Below are 15,651 nucleotides of genomic sequence, written 5' to 3' on the forward strand. Positions count from 1 at the left end.
GCCTGCTGTAGGCCTCGCGCAGCTGGCATAGTTTCCGGCCAGCACAGGGCTACACTGCGCAGCAGGAGGAACTTCTATGGACTGGGCAAGATGGCAGATGGAGATGGACCGGCACATGGCCTGGATGCTGTTCTGGTCAGTGATCGCAACCGTGGTCTGGTTTTGGGTCGGCTATGAAGTCCTGAAAGCCGCCATCAAAAACGGAATCAACGCGTCCAACCTGGGTGACCGCAGGCGCTCGGTGCAAGCGGCGCAGACACCGGTCGCTCCCGCTGGCTTCCGTTGGGTGCTGGTTAAGGATGACAGGCCTGGCACGGACATGCGGCCTGAGCGCTAAGTGAACGATGCCAGTTCGTTCTCAAGAGCGCAGGCGTTTCAGTGCTTCCCGTCGCTGTCTTTGAAATTGATACGATGTATATTATGTTAAGTCGTATTTCCGCTTAACCACTGCACCCTCACTTCTGCAAGAACTTAAAATCTGCACCGCCGTTGGGAACTGCAGCCACTTTGTTGCCAAACCGAGGGTTAACCACGGCTTATACAGAGTCTGGATCATTCGTTTTACTAAGACAATTTCGTGTCAATTGATACGAGGAAAAGTAATATGAAAAACGAACGATCGCTGAGTGCCGTCCCCGCGCGCTACAGCATGGCTGCACTGGCGGCCATTGTTGCGCTGACGATGACCGCCTGCGGCGGCTCCAGCCACAACGACAAAGAAGATCTGGTCAGCACGGCCTGCGAGGCTGGTACGTCGGATGGTTCGGTGGTGGTGGGCTCCGGTCTCCCTGGCGATCCTTCGTTCCCTGAGCTGGCTTCGGGCTACCGCACGGGCAAGAAGGTTGTCGAAGGTAATAAGTACATGGTGGTAACGGCCAACCCGCTGGCCTCCAAGGCTGGCTGTGAGGTGCTCAAGTCGGGTGGCTCTGCCGTCGATGCCGCCGTTGCGGTGCAGATGGTGCTGGGCCTGGTTGAACCCCAGTCCAGCGGTATTGGCGGTGGCGCTTTCATGCTGTACTACGATGCAGCGACCAAAAAAGTGACCGCCTATGATGGCCGCGAAACAGCGCCTGCTGCTGCCACGCCCGACTACCTGCGCCATATCGACAGCAGCACGCAGACCACGCCGCTGCCCAGCACGCGCGCCAGCGGCCGCTCGATCGGCACGCCCGGTGCCGTGCGTATGCTGGACCTGGCCCACAAAGACCACGGCGCCAAGCCCTGGAAGGACCTGATCCAGCCCGGTATTGACCTGGCCACCAATGGCTTCAAGATCAGCGGCCGCATGTCCGATGCGCTGGCCGGCGCCAAGACCGCCCTGCAGGCCGATGCGGACGCCCTCGCCTTGTACTTCAATGCCGATGGCACGACCAAGGGCCTGGGAGAGACTTTCAAGAACCCTGCCTACGCAGCCACGTTGACCAAGATGGCGACCAGTGGAGCGGATGCGTTCTACACCGGATCCGTGGCCCAGGGCATTGTCGACAAGATCGCCGTGAGCCAGAACGTGACCACCGGTGCCCCCATCACCCCTGGCGTGACCACCTTGGCCGATTTGGCCGGTTACCAGGCCAAGAAGCGCGAAGCCGTCTGCACCACCTACCGCGCCAAGTACGTGATCTGCGGCATGCCACCGCCATCGTCGGGCGGTATTGCCGTGGCCCAGGCCATGGGTGTGCTGGAAAACTTTGACCTGGCACCACACAAGCCCACCGCGCTGGATCTGGAAGGCGGCAAGCCTACCGCCATGGGCGTGCACCTGGTGAGCGAAGCCGAGCGCATGGCCTATGCCGACCGCGACATGTATGTGGCCGACACCGACTTCACCCCCCTGCCCGGCCCGCTGAACAGCACCTTGCTGGACAAGAGCTACCTGAAGTCGCGCGCAGCGCTGATCTCGCCTACCCAAAGCATGGGTACCGCCACGGCCGGCCAGTTTGGCAACACCCGTATGGGCGTGGGCAAGGTGACGGAAGCTGGCACCACGCACATGACCATCGTCGATGCCAAGGGCAACGTGGTGAGCATGACAACCACGGTGGAAGCGGGCATGGGCTCCTACCACATGACCCAGGGCTTTATCTTGAACAACCAGCTGACCGACTTCTCGGCAGCGCCTACGACGGCCGATGGTCTGCCCATTGCCAACAAGCTCGAAGCCGGCAAGCGCCCACGCAGCTCGATGGCGCCGACCTTGGTGTTTGAAGCCACGGCAGATGGCAAGCCAGGTGCGTTCAAGATGGCCACGGGCTCGCCCGGTGGTGCCACCATCATCCAGTTCGTGACCAAGACCTTGGTCGGCGCGCTGGACTGGGGCCTGGATGCCCAGCAAGCCACCAATATGGTGAACTTTGGCGCCTCCAACAGCCGCACCACCAACCTGGGTGGCGAGCACCCCAACATCATTGCCACCAACAGCGGTGACAACGATCCCCTGGTGCTGGCACTGCGCGGCATGGGCCATACCGTGTCGGTCAATGCACAGTCCAGCGGCGTGGGTACCGTTATCCGCACCGCCAACGCGGCCGGTGAAGCACGCCTGAGCGGTGGCGCTGATCCACGCCGTGAAGGTGTGGTGCTCGGCGATACCTACAAAGCCAAGTAAGCTTCGGTCTTTCGCCAACGTCAAAAGCCGCTGCGGGTTGTTGCCCGCAGCGGCTTTGTCGTTTCTGGGGGCCGAAATTACGCGGCCACTTGTGCCGGCAGCTCCTGGCGTTGCAGGTGCTGGTTGATCTGCTCGATGACTGGCAGCAGATCGGCCACGCTGTCGATCACAAAATGCGCGCCAGCACCCCGCAGTTGCTCGCTAGCGGTGCTGCGAATGTCCGCTTGCTCGTCCGAGCCCAGCGCCTGCCATTGCTGTAGGGACAGGCCATTGGCGTTGCCGCTGATCGCTACACCCACGGTCCAGCAGCCGGCGTTCAGGCCTTCGGCAATGCCCACGCCGGTGTCGTCCACCTTCACCACCGTGGAGGCTGGCCAGATGCCCAGGTCGGCAAAGCAGCGGTACATCATCAAGGGGCTGGGGCGGCCTGCGGCCAGGTCACCTGCGCAGACGATATTGTCTGGCGCATAGCCTGCCTTGGCAGCGATGGGTTCGAGCACATCCATGATTGGGCGGTTATAGCCCGTGGTGCTGCCGATCTTGATGCCATCGAGCCGCAGCCGGTTGACGACTTCGAGCGCGCCGGGGATGAAGTCGGCAAAGTCACCCACCACGCGGGCGTTCATGGGGGTGAACACTTCGTAGAGGTGGTCGATATCGCTGTTGGCCACCGGCTTGCCGTAGCGGTTTTCCCACTGGGCTGCCACCTCGGGCAGCTTGCAGAGTGCTGCAATATGGTCCCATTTGGCCGATCCCATGGGGCCTCGGGCCTGGGGGATGCTGATGTCGATACCGAAATCCTTGAACAGCTGCACAAAGGCGCCCATGGGGGCGCGCGAGCCAAAGTCGAGAATGGTGCCGGCCCAGTCAAAAACAACGGCTTGTACGCGCTGCGGGTTGTGAAAATTCGTCATGGTGTCCTCTGCCCCCATGCGCCGGCCGCTGGCCAGGGTGCATATCGGGAGCGTCAAAATTTCAAAAGGCTTGGAGGGGCAAGATTTACCAGTGGGCAAAGGTGTCGTGCGCCACGCCAAAGCCCGTGCTGGCTCCCGTGCCGCTGGTGACGATCGCCACGCGGGTGGCGGCATCCGGCGCCTCGATAAAGCAATCGGTGTGGGGGGCTGATGGGTAAATGCCCACCCAGCGTTCCGTCACGCGGTAGTCCTCGATGTGCAGCGCCTCCTGCATATGGCGCAGCATCAGTGCATCGACGTGGTCCTGCGCAAAAGGCTGGACGGCCGCGCCGTAGTGGTGGGAATCGCCCACCACCAGGCTGCCATCGGCGCTTTGCACTGCTATCAGGTGGATGCCCTGGGCGAGGCTCTCGCCCTCTTCCTGCTGCAGCTGCTCCAACAAGGCCTGCGCCTGGGGCAGCTTGCTGTAGCCGTGGTAACGCACCAGGCTCAGATCCCCCATCACCGATGCATTGAGCCGAAAAGCCGATGCAGGTTGCACGCGCAGCATCTGCAGCTGGCACAGCTGCACCTGGTGTTTGGCAAACAGCGCGCGGTAGAGCCCGTGGATGTCGGCATTGGTGCAGACCACCACACGCTCGGCATGCAGCTGGCCCTTGGCGGTCACGACCTTGGGCGTGGCCACCTCCAGCACCGCCTCGCCAAAGCGGAAAGTCACCTGCAGCTGCTCGGCCAGCCAGCGAGTCAACTGGGCAATGGCGTCGCGCGATTCCACCCGCAGGTCAATGGGGCTGTGGAGGACGGCTTGGGCCTTGTCCAGCCGCAGCTCGGGCGCATGGCGAGCGGCTTGCTCGGCGGTCCACAGTTCGCAGTCCACGCTCTGGGCCATCTCGGTTTGCATAAAGGCCTGCAGCACATCCAGCGCCTTGTCGCGCGTCGCCACCAGGTTCAGGCCCTGGTGCACTACTGCGATACCCGCCTTGGGCGCCACCTCGGCCCAAACGTCGCGCGCATGGCGGGCGCGGCGCCAGGTGTCCCCTGCCCCTTGGCCGGTGACTGTCACAAAGCCAAAGTTGCGGATCGATGCGCTCACACAGGCCGCATCCCGGTCGATCACGCAGACCTTCAGGCCCCGGCGGGCGGCCTCATAAGCGTGGGCCAGGCCCACAATGCCAGCGCCCACCACGATCACATCAAAATTTGCAGGTCCCACAGTCATTCCAGTCTTTCCTTGTCCTATTGCTGCCAGATCCGTCACCGCTCTTAACGCTGCCGCCAGGCCTGGGTGCGCTTGTTCAGCCACCAGCCCAGCGCCTGGTAGAGCACGGTCACCACGCAGCTGATGGCGGCAATCATCACCGCCATGGCGGCAGCGGCAGCCATGTCGCCGGCCTCATCCAGATTCAAGATGGCCACGGCGCCCAGGCGCGTCTCGGGTGAGTAGAGAAAGACCACCGCCGAGATCGTGGTCATCGCGGCCACAAAGAAGTAGCGCGACACCTCCAGCAAGGCCGGCAGGCACATCGGCAGGGTCACAGTCCACAAGGTGCGGTAGAACGGCACCTTGAGCGAGGCGCTCACCGCCTCAAACTCGCCATCAATCGCCTTCAAGGCGGTGACCAAGGTCATGTGACCGGTGGTGTAGTAGTGCATGACGGTGCACAGCACCATCAAGGGCATGGTTTGGTAGAGAAAGTTCAGCGGGTTGCCGGGGGCGTTGAAAAAGAAGATATAACCCAGGCCCAGCACCAGGCCGGGCACGGCCATGGGCAGCATGGCCAGCATGCGCAGCACCGGGCGCAAGGCAGGCAGGCCCTTGGTTTTTTCCAACAGGTAGGCACCCATGAAGACCACCACCGGCCCCACTACAGCGGCGCAAGCGGCCATGGTCAGGCTGTTGAACACAGCGGTATCAACACCCGCATCGACCAGGCCACTGGTGTAGTGCGCCAGGGTCAAACCCAGCTGGTATGGCCAGAACTGCACCAGCGACGCAAAGATGGCCATGCCGAACATGGCCAGCATCATCGCGGCCAGCACCCAGCACAGCAAGCTGCAAAAGCGGTCGGTGGCGGCATGGCGGCTGGGCTGCAGCACCACAGAACGTGCGGTCAGCACGGCGGTCTGTTTTTTCTGCACCTGGCGGTCAATCGCGTAGGTGATGACGGCGGGCAGCAGCAGCAGCAAGGCCACCACGGCGCCGCGCTGGAAATCCTGCTGGCCGATGACCAGTTTGAATACATCGGTGGCGAGCATGTTGAAATTGCCGCCAATCACCTTGGGGATGCCGAAATCGGTGATCACCAAGGTAAACACCACCAGCGCGGCCGAGACCACGCCATAGCGTGAAGACGGCAAGGTAACGGTCAGAAACTGGCGCGTGCGGCTGGCCCCCAGCGCTGTGGCGGCCTCGTACAGGCGCTGGTCGCCCAGGGCCAGTGCGGTGATCAGAATCATCAGCGCATGCGGAAAGGTGGCAAAGCACTGGGCCAGCACAATGCCGGGCGCACCGTAGATGCTGGCGAACCCCAGGGTATCGAGCAATGACTTGAGCACCCCCTGGTTGCCAAACCAGTAGATCAAGGAGATGGCAGACAGCAGCGACGGTGCCAGCAGCGGCAGCAGGCTGATGCTGCGCAGCAAGCCCTTGGCGCGCATGCCTGAGCGGGTGATGGCATAGGCAAAGCCAAATGCCAGGGGGATGACCACGACGGTGACCAGCAGCGACACCCACAGGCTGTTCCAGAGGCTGCCCAGCAGCGCTGGCGATTGGAAATAGCGGATAAAGCGCATAAAGGCCGAGCCGCTGTCGCCCGAAGCCGGCGCAAAAGCCTGGCCCAGCAAGGCGGCCAAGGGGGCCAACAAGCCCACCAAGAGCAGCAAGGTGATGGCGACCAGCGCCAGTTGCGCAAGGCGGTCGCTGGGCGCTGGGCGCAGGCCGGCACTGCGGGTGGGCGCTATGGGCGCTGAAATGGATGAGGTCATAGTGTCGTCTTGAGGCCCCATCGCCGACAGCGTTGCGGCCTTCGGCTCTGGGGTGCCATTGCGCCGTGCTCGGGCTCAGGCTGCCTGGGCAAAAATCTTCAGCTGTTGCGCTTGGATGGAGAACTGCAGCCAACGGCCCGGTTGTATATCCAGCTGCACGCATTGCGCCGGGCTCAGCTGCAGCTGCACATGGCGCTCGGGCAGGCGCTGCACATCCACATGGACGATGCACAGCGCGCCCAAAAACTCCAGCTGCTCCACCACCCCGGTCAGTACCGGGGAGCCATTGGGCGCTGGCGCGCTGCCGATGGGCGGCAAGGCGGTGCAATCGTGCACGCTGCAGTCCTCTGGCCGCATGTACACGTCCAGGCCTTGGCCTGGCAACAGGCGCGGGGCCTGCGGGCAGTACAGCTTGTGGCCGGCCAAGGTGATGCCGCCGTTGCCGGTGGCCAGCGCCTGCAGCTTATTGGCCTTGCCGATAAAGTTGGCCACAAAAGGGGTTGCGGGGCGCTGGTAAATATCGCGGGGGGTGCCAACCTGCTCGACCACGCCGTGGTTCATCACCACCACGCGGTCGGCCATGGCCATCGCCTCTTCCTGGTCATGCGTGACCATGATGGTGGTCACGTACAAGCGCTGCTGTAGCGCACGGATCTCATTGCGCAGGTGCACGCGCACGGTGGCATCCAGGGCCGACAGCGGCTCATCGAGCAGCAGCAGCCCGGGCGACATGGCCAGCGCGCGGGCCAGTGCCACACGCTGCTGCTGTCCGCCCGACAGCTGGGCGGGGTATTTGCCGCCACTGACCGACAGGCCTACGGTATCCAGCAGGCTTTGCACCTTCTGGGCCACCAGGGCCTTGGGTTGGCGCTGGCTGACCAGGCCATAGGCCACGTTGTCAGCCACCGTCAGATTGGGAAACAGCGCATAGGACTGAAAAACAATCCCATAGTCCCGCTGGGATGCGGGCAGGCTGGAGATGTTCTTGCCGTCCTGCCAGATCTCGCCAGCGGTCTGGGCTTCCAGACCCGCAATCGCACGCAGCAAGGTGGTTTTGCCGCAGCCCGATGGCCCCAGAAAACACACCAGCTCGCCCCGGCGGATTTGCAGGTTGATCGACTGCAAGGCGGTAAAGCTGCCGAAGGACTTGTGCAGATGGCGAATCTCCAAAAAGGGCGGGCCGCCCTCTTCTTGGCCATGGCGCAGGCCCTGGCTGCTGGACTCGAAGGCATACGAGGTATCGCGCACGGATGCGGCCTGCGCCGCCGGGCCCTGCGCTACTGGCAAACGCGCTGTCTCCCTGTCACTCACTTCTTGGCCTCGCTCTTGGCGTCGTAACGCTTGGTCCATTCACCCAGCACGCGCTCGCGGCTGTCGGCCATCTTGGAGAAGTCCAGCGGAATCAAGCGCGACTCGTAGTCGGCCGGGATGTTGGCCAGCTTGGGCGCGACGCCGGGCATGGCGGTCACGGCAAAGTTCTTGCCGTACAGCTCCATGGCTTCCTTGCTCACGGCCCAGTCCACCAGCTTTTGCGCAGCGTCTGCGTGCTTGGTGCCCTTGTAGATGCTCACGCCTTCCAGGTCCCAGCCCAGGCCTTCCTTGGGGAACACCAGCTCGATCGGAGCGCCCTTGGCCTTGTTGGCATGCGCGCGGTACTCAAAAGAGATACCAGCCACATACTCGCCCTGCGCTGCCATATTGCAAGGCTTGGAGCCCGAGTGGGTGTACTGCGCAATGTTCTCGTGCAGCGCATCCATGTACTTCCAGCCGCCACCGTTGCCGTTGTCATCGCCAAACAGCTGCAGCCAGGCAGCCACATCAAAGTAACCGGTGCCGCTGGAGGCGGGGTTGGGCATGACCACCTGGCCCTTGAACTCGGGCTTGGTCAGGTCTTGCCAGCTGGTGGGCATGGGGATGTTGCGCTTCTTGGCTTCCACCGTGTTGAAGCAGACGGTGGCACCAAACACATCCATACCCACCCAGCTCGGTGGGTTCTTGCTGTCACGGTACTTGGCGGTGATGGCTTCCAGGCCCTTAGGCGCATAGGCCTGGAGCATGTCGTTCTTGTCAAAAATCGCCAGGCTGGAGGCTGCCACACCCATGATCACATCGGCCTTGGGGTTGGCTTTTTCTGCCAGCAGCTTGGCGGTGATGACGCCGGTGGAGTCACGCACCCACTTGAGCGCGATATTGGGGTGGTTCTTGTTGAATGCCGTCTCGTAGGCTTTGAGCTGGTCCATCTCAAGGGCGGTGTAGACCGTCAGCTCGGTCTTTTGGGCATACACCAGGCCCGTTGCTGCCATTGCGGCAGCAGCGGCTACCAGCTTTTTCCAGTTCTTCATTGCGTACTCTCTCGCCTGGGTTAATAGGATCGATGGAGTATCCGAAGCCTTTGTGACAACGGCATGGCGGATTGGCGAATCTTGGATGACACAGACTGGCGCCATGCTGCACAGCCATGCAGGCTGTATCGCAGGCACTACAGCGGTGGGCTCACCAACTATTTCAAGCCAGTGGCGGGTGCGCCACTGCGGCGCTCAGCGCTAGCATTCCAGTTGCGGTGCCGGTGTATTGGCGGCCGCTTTATGCTGTCCGCATGTCATCAGCCACCTGGATCGCCTACATCGACGGCAGCGCCCTGCCCAACCCGGGGCGCATGCGCATTGGCGGCATCGCCTACGCCCCCGATGGGGTCAGCCATTGCTTTAGCCAGGCAATGGACCACACCGGCTGCAACAACGAGGCTGAAGCGCTTGCAGCCATCCATGCCCTGAGCTGGCTGCAAAGCCGGGGCGCACGCGAGGTACTGCTGCACACCGACAGCAGCATTTTGGCCGCGCAAATGGCAGAGCCTGCCGCCAAACCCATTGCCCGCCTGGCCGCGCTTTACGCACAGGCGCGCGCACTGCGTTCGGGCTTTGCGCAGCTGGAGGTGCGCTGGGTTCCCCGGCACAAAAACACCGTGGCCGATGCCTTGGCACGCGGGGACGCTCTGCCCCAGGTGCCGGGGTTGGAGGCGGCGCCCGCAGGCAGCGTGGCCTGATGCTGCCTCAACTCAAAAAAGGGCCAGGCGCCGCTTAGTTTTTATGGCTGCGGCGGCGTGAGCCGGGCAGCATACGCATGGGCCGTGGCACCGCCACAGCGCTGCGCATGGGCCGGCGGCTGGTACCTGCCACCCCTTCTCCAGCCTGGGTCAAATCCCCTGCCCTGCCCGCGCTTTGGGCGGCAGCGCTGTGTGCCAGCTCCAGCCTGAACTGGGCCAGTGCGCTCTCATGCTGGTGGGCTTGCAGCGCAAGCGTTTGCGTATGGGCCGCTTCTGCGGTCTGCAGGCGGTGCTGCAGCTGCTGCACCTGGGCTTGGGACTGCTGCAGTTGTTCCGTCTGTTGCGCGCGTTGTTCCTCAAGCGCTTGCCGATCTTGCTGCCATTGCGCTTCCAGCCTGGCCAGCTTTTCTTGCTCGGCGCGCTGGGCGGCCATAGCCTGCTTGGTTTCCTGGCGCGCGCGGTCCAGGTCCTGCAGTACCCTGTGCTGCTGCAGCTGGGCATTGTGCTGCAGCTCGCGCAGCTGCTCGGCATGGGCCATGTCGGCGTCATCCCGGGCCTTGCGGTTGGCAAACAGCTCTTGCTCCAGGGCCTGCAGGCGCTGCTGCTGCGCGGCGGCAAACTGGTCTTTTTGCCGGCCGGCCTGCTCCAGATCGGTCAAACGCGTGCCTTGCATCTTTATCTGGGCATGCGCCACCGCCAGCGCTTGCTCGGTGGTGGCGCGCTGCTGGGCCAGTTGGCTGCGTTCTTGCTCCAAGCTGTGCTGGGCGTCGTCCAGCGCCTGCTGCTGCGCTTGCAAGCCTAGGCGCACAGGCTCCAGCTGCGCATCGGCTGCCTGCGCCGCCAGCGTCTGTACCTGTTCCCATAGTTGCTGCATCGCCTGGACCAAGGCTGATGGCAGACCCTTACCACTAGCAGGATCTGCCGCGGCGGCCTGTGTACCCTCCCCTGCGCCACCCAGGCGTGGCCCCAGGGTGGCGAACCAGGCTTCCAGCATCGGGCTCACTGTATTGGGTGAGCCCCTGCCAATTTTTTGGCGTACCCGCTCGATGGTCGGCCGTTTTCCCTCTAGCAGCAGCGCATCGGCGGCCTGCCAGACATCTTCTTTTTGCACGCTGCGCGTGGCACGCGAAATTTCCATTTTGGTAGTCCTTTTCCCATTACTATCGATAAGAGGTATTTATCGCAAGTAATCTGCATATACTATGTAATATATCATACATGTTATGTAATATTTAAAAAATATGAAGTCGTACATTCCCCGTTCTGATCCATTTCACACGGATCTTCTGCCTGTGGTGCCGCTGGGCACTGCGCTACTGCAGCCGGAGTTGCTGTCAGCGGCTGCCCAGGACGCCTTGCGCGCCTTGCGGTTGGAAGCTGCGTCTGCGAACACCACCAGCAGCTACCAAAGTGCCTTGCGCTACTGGGCGGCCTGGTACTGGCTGCGCTACGGCAAAGCCATCGCCCTGCCCTTGGCTGCCAATGTGGTGCTGCAATTTGTGGCTGACCATGGCGAGCACCTCTCCGAGCAAGGCGCGCAATCAGGCCTGCCGGCCGAGTTGGATGCACAGCTGGTGCAGCAGGGGTTCAAGGGCAAGCCCGGGGCGCTGGCGCATTCCACCTTGGTGCACCGGATTGCCGTGCTCTCCAAAGCGCACAGCCACCAGGCCATGGCCAATCCCTGCCACAGCGCCGAGGTGCGCGAGGCGCTGTCGCACCTGCGCAAGGCTTATGCGCGCCGGGGCATGCTGGAGCAGAAAAAAGCCGCCCTCACCCGCCCCTTGCTGGAGCAGCTGCTGGCCACCTGCGATGACAGCCTCAAAGGCCGGCGCGACCGTGCCTTGCTGCTGTTTGCCTGGGCCAGCGGTGGGCGCCGACGCTCTGAGGTGGCAGAAGCCCGCATGGAATGGCTGCAGCAAATGGGCCCCGGCCAGTACTTGTACGACCTGCGCCTGTCCAAGACCAACCAGTCAGGCGCGGCGCGTCCTGAAAACTTCAAGCCTGTGGTGGGGGTGGCCGGCGCTGCACTTGCCCTATGGCTGGAAGCCGCAAACATCACCGAGAGCGCGATATTCAGGCGGATTTTCAAAAATGGGAAGGTTGGCGATACCGGCTTGAGTGCGCTGTCGGTCAACAACATCGTCAAGGAGCGCTGCGCGCTGGCGGGGATTGCGGGGGATTTTTCGGCCCATTCGCTGCGCTCGGGCTTTGTGACTGAGGCGGGGAGGCAGAACATGGCCCTGGCGGACACCATGGCCATGACCGGCCACCAAAGTGCGGCGACGGTGCTGGGCTATTTTCGCGCCGAAGCGCCGCTGGCCAACAAGGCTGCACGCCTGCTGGATGCGCCAACGGATCCCTGAGAAAACAGGGCAGCGCTTCGGATCAGTCCAGCGCGGTTGGCAGCAGCAACACCAGCAGCATCAAACTGCCCATCAGCACCAGCTGGTGCAGCATGTAATACGGCAGGCTGTTGCGCCCCAGCCATGCTAAGCCGCGGCTGGGCCAGCTTTGTGCGGGTTGGGCAAGATAGCCTGGCAGCCATGCGCCGGGCTTGGCCATTTGCTGGCGACCAATGCTGAAAGCCGCCAGCATGATGCCCAGCCAAGGCAGGATCGGCACAAAATCTTCCGTCACTGGCTTGCGCGTCACCAAGCCCAAAGGGCTGAGCGGCTTGGTGTTGAGCAGCTCGACCAGGGAGACGGGCAATCCGCTGGCCGCATAGCTGTAGAGGCCTGGCGCAAGCATGCAGAGCATCGCCAAGCCAAACAGCACGCGGTCACTGCAGCCTTGCACCAGGCGCAGCAGCAGCAGCATGGCGGCCATGCCGTGCAACACGCCAAAATAGATATAGCTGTTGGGAAACACCAGGTAGGAGCCGGCGCTAACCAGCGCAGCGCAGCCTGCCACCAGCAACCAGCGCTGGTAGAAGCGGCGCGCGCTGCTTGGGCGGGTCTGCGCTGCGGCCTGGCCCAAGCCAGCGCAGAGCAAGAACAGGCTAACGATTGCGGCGCGCTGCCAGATCCAGACAGGGTCGTGGTAGAAATCCTGGCGCCACAGCTGCAGATGGCTGAGGTCAAAACAGAAGTGGAAAGCCGTCATCCAGACCATGGCCAAGCCGCGCAGCACATCCAGGCGGTCCAGTCGATCACGCTGGGCGCGGGGCGCAGCGGCTAAAGGGGTGACGCGGTGGAACTGGGTGGGCATAGATCAAAAACGAGGGGCTGCGATATCGTGCCACATCTGCGGGGGCGGCGGGCTGCCAGTGCCGCCGTCTTGGTATTGATCAAACAAAGCGCGCTTGGCCAGGTGGATAGCGGCGAACATGAAAAAGCCTGTCGCACTTGCATGCGACAGGCTTTTAAATAATGGTCGGAGCGGTGGGATTCGAACTCACGACCCTCTGCTCCCAAAGCAGATGCGCTACCAGGCTGCGCTACGCTCCGACTAAGCCGCTATTCTAACCTGTTTTTTTGGGTCAGAGGCAACAGAAGTGCAAATTGTATGTTTCATGGCTGGCAGGCGGAAGCCTTGGCAGACTTCCTCGCAGGGCGCAGTCATTGCGTTGCACTGCTGCCAGCCCTGCCAAGTGCGGGGGCAAAAATGCCTAGTCCGTGCCGCCCCGTTTTGGGAAGCCATGCCGGGCATCCGTTTTGCTGGCGTATCTCGCTACCGCACCGTAGCGTCCACTTTCGCTTTGGCTTGCTGAAAAACTGGATCCCACAGCGGATGCCCCTGTTCAGCACTGGACAGCTCGAACGCAGCATCGAGCTTGAGGATCTCCTCAAAACTCTTTTGGCATTGCGCAGCTTTGCCCGTGACGCAATAGCTGAACGCCAGATATTTGAGCGACCGCATCCGCAATTCTGGCCAGGCCCTTGTGAACACCGGCTCTCTGAAGATCCTGATGGCATTGGCATAGCGGCCATCGTTGTACAAGGCCAGGCCTTCGCTGAAACGCCGTTCCACAGCCGTGAGGCCGGTCGTATTGACCTGGTCGGACACCTGCGCGGCGCGGGATTCTGGTGGCGGTGGGGCCACCACCTCCAGCTCGGCGGATGCGGGGATAGCGCTTGGTTCGGGATCGTTGTTGTTCTCACTGCTCGCGCAAGCAGCTAGCGCGATGGCCATAGAGACCATCAGGGATTTTTTCAAAAAAAATGCATTCATCGTCATCAACACTGCTTTCTCATGAAGGTTTTCAAAATCAAAATTTATGGGCCAGCACCAGGTCCTGTTTGTTCGTGATGTGTACGGACTCGGTGTGCTTTTGAAGGTCTCCGTTCACGATGACCACCTGGTGCCGGCCCTCTGCCAACCAGATGCGTGTCATCGGTGGCGAAATGCCTTTTTCCTCCCCATCGATCACCACCCGCCCCCAAGGCTGAATGCTGAGCCGCAGGTAGGCACCGGGCCTTGCCTCTGCGGCGGTGGCATGTGGCTCTGAGGGCGCTGGCGCTGCCAAAGGCGGCGCAACATGGGCCACTGCGGGCGTTGGCAGGGTGGCGGGGGATAGCGTCTCCTGGGTGTTGCCCTGGCCCTGGCCCGCCATGGAAGGCGGTGTATGCATCAGTTGGTGCGTGTCGTCCGCGATGCCGTGGTTGGCTTCGGCCGCTACAACGGCAGGGGAAAGGCTTGTGGCCGGCTTGCCGCCGCTCCAAGAACCCTCTGCCCACTCCATAGTTGCGGCTGCTTCCCCGGTGGGTGCGTCTGTGTACAAGGTGTCTTCTTGCGCAGAAATGGCATGCCAACCAGGGCTCGCACTGTCGGCCGGCTCCATGGGCGTGGTTCCTATGTCAGAGGCAGCCGCCACTTGCGCCGGTGCGGTGGGGCTGCGGTCCAACCACCAGGACAGCGTGGTGCCAAGCACCAGCAGAAGGGCCATCAGACCAAGGGCCAGGGCCCAGCGCCGATGGCGGAGTTTGCGCGCTGCGGTGGGATGCAATGCCTCGCTAGTCGGGCTGGGCACGGTTTCTTGCCGGGCTTGTGCTGCCTGGGTTTGCGGCTGGCTGGGGCCTGGCGCTGTCGGGGCTGTTGGCGCTGTCGGCGTTGTTTGCAGCGTGCCGGCGGGGGCTTGTGCTTGCGGTGATGCGGGCGCTAGCGGTGCGGCCTGCCGTGCCAAGGGCTCGGCGACTTCTGGATTTGTGCCATGGCGCGCAGCCTCGACCGGGGGCGCAGATGGCACCACCGCCCCAGGCACTGCAGCAGCACCGCCGGGTTGGCGCAGTGCGTGTCTTAACTGCTCGATGGATTGGGGCCTGTCATTGGGGAAGACGGCCAGTGCATGGTCAATGGTTTGTGCAAAGGCTGCTGATATTGGCGCAGGGTCCAGTTGAGCGAGCTTTTTAAGGGGGTCTTTAACGAGGCGGGCCACGGATGCCACCGGGGCTTTGCCGGTCACCGCGAAATACATCACAGCCCCTACGCCGTAGATATCAGTCCAGGGCCCTTGGCGCATGGATTCGTCGTCGGCATATTGCTCGATGGGCGCAAAACCAGGTTTCAAGATCACCGTCAGCGCTTGGGTCATATCGCCAATCACTTGGCGGGCAGCGCCGAAATCCAGCAGCATAGGCATGCCTGCATCGAGCACGATGATGTTGTCCGGTGACAAATCACGGTGGTAGTAATGCCTGGAATGCAAGAGTTGCAAGGCATCCAGTACCGGCTCCATGACCTGTATCTTGAGCCAGTGCTCGTCGCGATGGCGCTCGGGCTCCGCGAGCAAGAGCTTTCTCAGCGTTTTGCCGGCGCAGTATTGCATCACCATGTAGGCGGTGCCGTTCTGCTCCCAAAACCGGTGGATGCGGATCAAGGCGGGATGTTCGAACTGCGCCAGAATGCGCGCCTCGTTCAAAAAACTCTGCAACCCGGTATGGAAGGTCGCGTCGTACTTTTCATACCGGGGACGAATCAGTCCTTGCGCATCACGTAAAGCGATGGCGCCTGGCAGGTATTCTTTGATCGCGACAGTCCGCTGCAGCGAATGGTCGTAAGCCAAATAGACAATCGAGAAACCGCCCTCACCTATCACATTGAGTAACTCAAATTCGTGCAGTCGCGTACCGATCGCAAGACTCATGGCTGTGCCCGAGGATGGGCCA

Annotated in this window: 13 protein-coding genes and 1 tRNA gene; 4 read left to right on the top strand and 10 right to left on the bottom strand. The window is 62.4% G+C overall.

The genetic code is table 11. From position 1 onward, the window contains the following. Nucleotides 1-76: 76 nt before the first annotated feature. Together M2375_RS05680 and ggt are read left to right on the top strand one after the other, a co-directional pair. The gene (locus M2375_RS05680) at nucleotides 77-337 is read left to right on the top strand and encodes a hypothetical protein (RefSeq protein WP_259164492.1); all 261 of its coding nucleotides are present in this window, start codon (nucleotides 77-79) and stop codon (nucleotides 335-337) included. A gap of 267 nt (nucleotides 338-604) precedes the next feature. After that, a complete protein-coding gene (gene ggt / locus M2375_RS05685; RefSeq protein ID WP_259164493.1) occupies nucleotides 605-2,605 on the top strand; it encodes a gamma-glutamyltransferase in 2,001 nt (666 codons plus the stop codon). 77 nt (nucleotides 2,606-2,682) lie between these two features. On the opposite strand, the gene phnX is transcribed toward ggt, so the two are convergent. The 5 genes from phnX to M2375_RS05710 form a co-directional block, all read right to left on the bottom strand. Continuing rightward, nucleotides 2,683-3,519, bottom strand: coding sequence for a phosphonoacetaldehyde hydrolase (phnX, locus tag M2375_RS05690; RefSeq protein ID WP_259164494.1), 837 nt, complete (start codon nucleotides 3,517-3,519; stop codon nucleotides 2,683-2,685). 85 nt (nucleotides 3,520-3,604) lie between these two features. Next, a complete protein-coding gene (locus M2375_RS05695; protein ID WP_259164495.1) occupies nucleotides 3,605-4,738 on the bottom strand; it encodes a TIGR03364 family FAD-dependent oxidoreductase in 1,134 nt (377 codons plus the stop codon). A gap of 44 nt (nucleotides 4,739-4,782) precedes the next feature. After that, nucleotides 4,783-6,504, bottom strand: coding sequence for a putative 2-aminoethylphosphonate ABC transporter permease subunit (locus M2375_RS05700; protein ID WP_259164496.1), 1,722 nt, complete (start codon nucleotides 6,502-6,504; stop codon nucleotides 4,783-4,785). A gap of 75 nt (nucleotides 6,505-6,579) precedes the next feature. Beyond that, nucleotides 6,580-7,710 carry a putative 2-aminoethylphosphonate ABC transporter ATP-binding protein gene (locus tag M2375_RS05705; protein ID WP_259164787.1) on the bottom strand — a complete coding sequence of 377 codons (1,131 nt, stop codon included), beginning with the start codon at nucleotides 7,708-7,710 and terminating at the stop codon, nucleotides 6,580-6,582. 101 nt (nucleotides 7,711-7,811) lie between these two features. Then, nucleotides 7,812-8,846, bottom strand: coding sequence for a putative 2-aminoethylphosphonate ABC transporter substrate-binding protein (locus tag M2375_RS05710; protein ID WP_259164498.1), 1,035 nt, complete (start codon nucleotides 8,844-8,846; stop codon nucleotides 7,812-7,814). Nucleotides 8,847-9,100: 254 nt separating this feature from the next. Here M2375_RS05710 and M2375_RS05715 point away from each other — a divergent pair, with 254 nt between their 5' ends. After that, a complete protein-coding gene (locus M2375_RS05715) occupies nucleotides 9,101-9,547 on the top strand; it encodes a ribonuclease HI family protein (protein ID WP_259164499.1) in 447 nt (148 codons plus the stop codon). Between the two features lie 34 nt (nucleotides 9,548-9,581). Here M2375_RS05715 and M2375_RS05720 read toward each other — a convergent pair whose 3' ends face one another. Next, nucleotides 9,582-10,685: a DNA-binding protein gene (locus tag M2375_RS05720; protein ID WP_259164500.1), complete on the bottom strand. Its 1,104-nt coding sequence runs from the start codon at nucleotides 10,683-10,685 to the stop codon at nucleotides 9,582-9,584. 157 nt (nucleotides 10,686-10,842) lie between these two features. Here M2375_RS05720 and M2375_RS05725 point away from each other — a divergent pair, with 157 nt between their 5' ends. Then, complete coding sequence (locus M2375_RS05725) at nucleotides 10,843-11,910, top strand: site-specific integrase (protein WP_259164501.1); 1,068 nt, start codon at nucleotides 10,843-10,845, stop codon at nucleotides 11,908-11,910. Nucleotides 11,911-11,932: 22 nt separating this feature from the next. Here M2375_RS05725 and M2375_RS05730 read toward each other — a convergent pair whose 3' ends face one another. The 4 genes from M2375_RS05730 to M2375_RS05745 all read right to left on the bottom strand — a co-directional run bounded on the left by M2375_RS05730 (nucleotide 11,933) and on the right by M2375_RS05745 (nucleotide 15,629). After that, entirely contained in the window at nucleotides 11,933-12,754 is an 822-nt protein-coding gene (locus M2375_RS05730; protein ID WP_259164502.1) for a DUF1624 domain-containing protein, read from the bottom strand. A 162-nt stretch (nucleotides 12,755-12,916) separates the two neighbouring features. Further along, nucleotides 12,917-12,993, bottom strand: a tRNA-Pro gene (locus M2375_RS05735). Nucleotides 12,994-13,216: 223 nt separating this feature from the next. Then, the gene (locus M2375_RS05740) at nucleotides 13,217-13,723 is read right to left on the bottom strand and encodes a TssQ family T6SS-associated lipoprotein (protein WP_259164503.1); all 507 of its coding nucleotides are present in this window, start codon (nucleotides 13,721-13,723) and stop codon (nucleotides 13,217-13,219) included. Nucleotides 13,724-13,754: 31 nt separating this feature from the next. Continuing rightward, nucleotides 13,755-15,629: a serine/threonine protein kinase gene (locus tag M2375_RS05745; RefSeq protein WP_259164504.1), complete on the bottom strand. Its 1,875-nt coding sequence runs from the start codon at nucleotides 15,627-15,629 to the stop codon at nucleotides 13,755-13,757. Nucleotides 15,630-15,651 lie beyond the last annotated feature (22 nt).

The organism is Comamonas sp. BIGb0152, assembly GCF_024809975.1.
In the GTDB taxonomy this organism is placed as follows: Bacteria; Pseudomonadota; Gammaproteobacteria; order Burkholderiales; family Burkholderiaceae_C; genus Comamonas.

Coding starts and splice junctions, on each gene's coding strand:
- M2375_RS05720 (WP_259164500.1), bottom strand. CDS start 10,685: ATGGAAATTTCGCGTGCCACGCGCAGCGTGCAAAAAGAAGATGTCTGG.
- M2375_RS05715 (WP_259164499.1), top strand. CDS start 9,101: ATGTCATCAGCCACCTGGATCGCCTACATCGACGGCAGCGCCCTGCCC.
- M2375_RS05745 (WP_259164504.1), bottom strand. CDS start 15,629: ATGAGTCTTGCGATCGGTACGCGACTGCACGAATTTGAGTTACTCAAT.
- M2375_RS05695 (WP_259164495.1), bottom strand. CDS start 4,738: ATGACTGTGGGACCTGCAAATTTTGATGTGATCGTGGTGGGCGCTGGC.
- M2375_RS05710 (WP_259164498.1), bottom strand. CDS start 8,846: ATGAAGAACTGGAAAAAGCTGGTAGCCGCTGCTGCCGCAATGGCAGCA.
- M2375_RS05680 (WP_259164492.1), top strand. CDS start 77: ATGGACTGGGCAAGATGGCAGATGGAGATGGACCGGCACATGGCCTGG.
- M2375_RS05740 (WP_259164503.1), bottom strand. CDS start 13,723: ATGACGATGAATGCATTTTTTTTGAAAAAATCCCTGATGGTCTCTATG.
- ggt (WP_259164493.1), top strand. CDS start 605: ATGAAAAACGAACGATCGCTGAGTGCCGTCCCCGCGCGCTACAGCATG.
- M2375_RS05730 (WP_259164502.1), bottom strand. CDS start 12,754: ATGCCCACCCAGTTCCACCGCGTCACCCCTTTAGCCGCTGCGCCCCGC.
- phnX (WP_259164494.1), bottom strand. CDS start 3,519: ATGACGAATTTTCACAACCCGCAGCGCGTACAAGCCGTTGTTTTTGAC.
- M2375_RS05700 (WP_259164496.1), bottom strand. CDS start 6,504: ATGACCTCATCCATTTCAGCGCCCATAGCGCCCACCCGCAGTGCCGGC.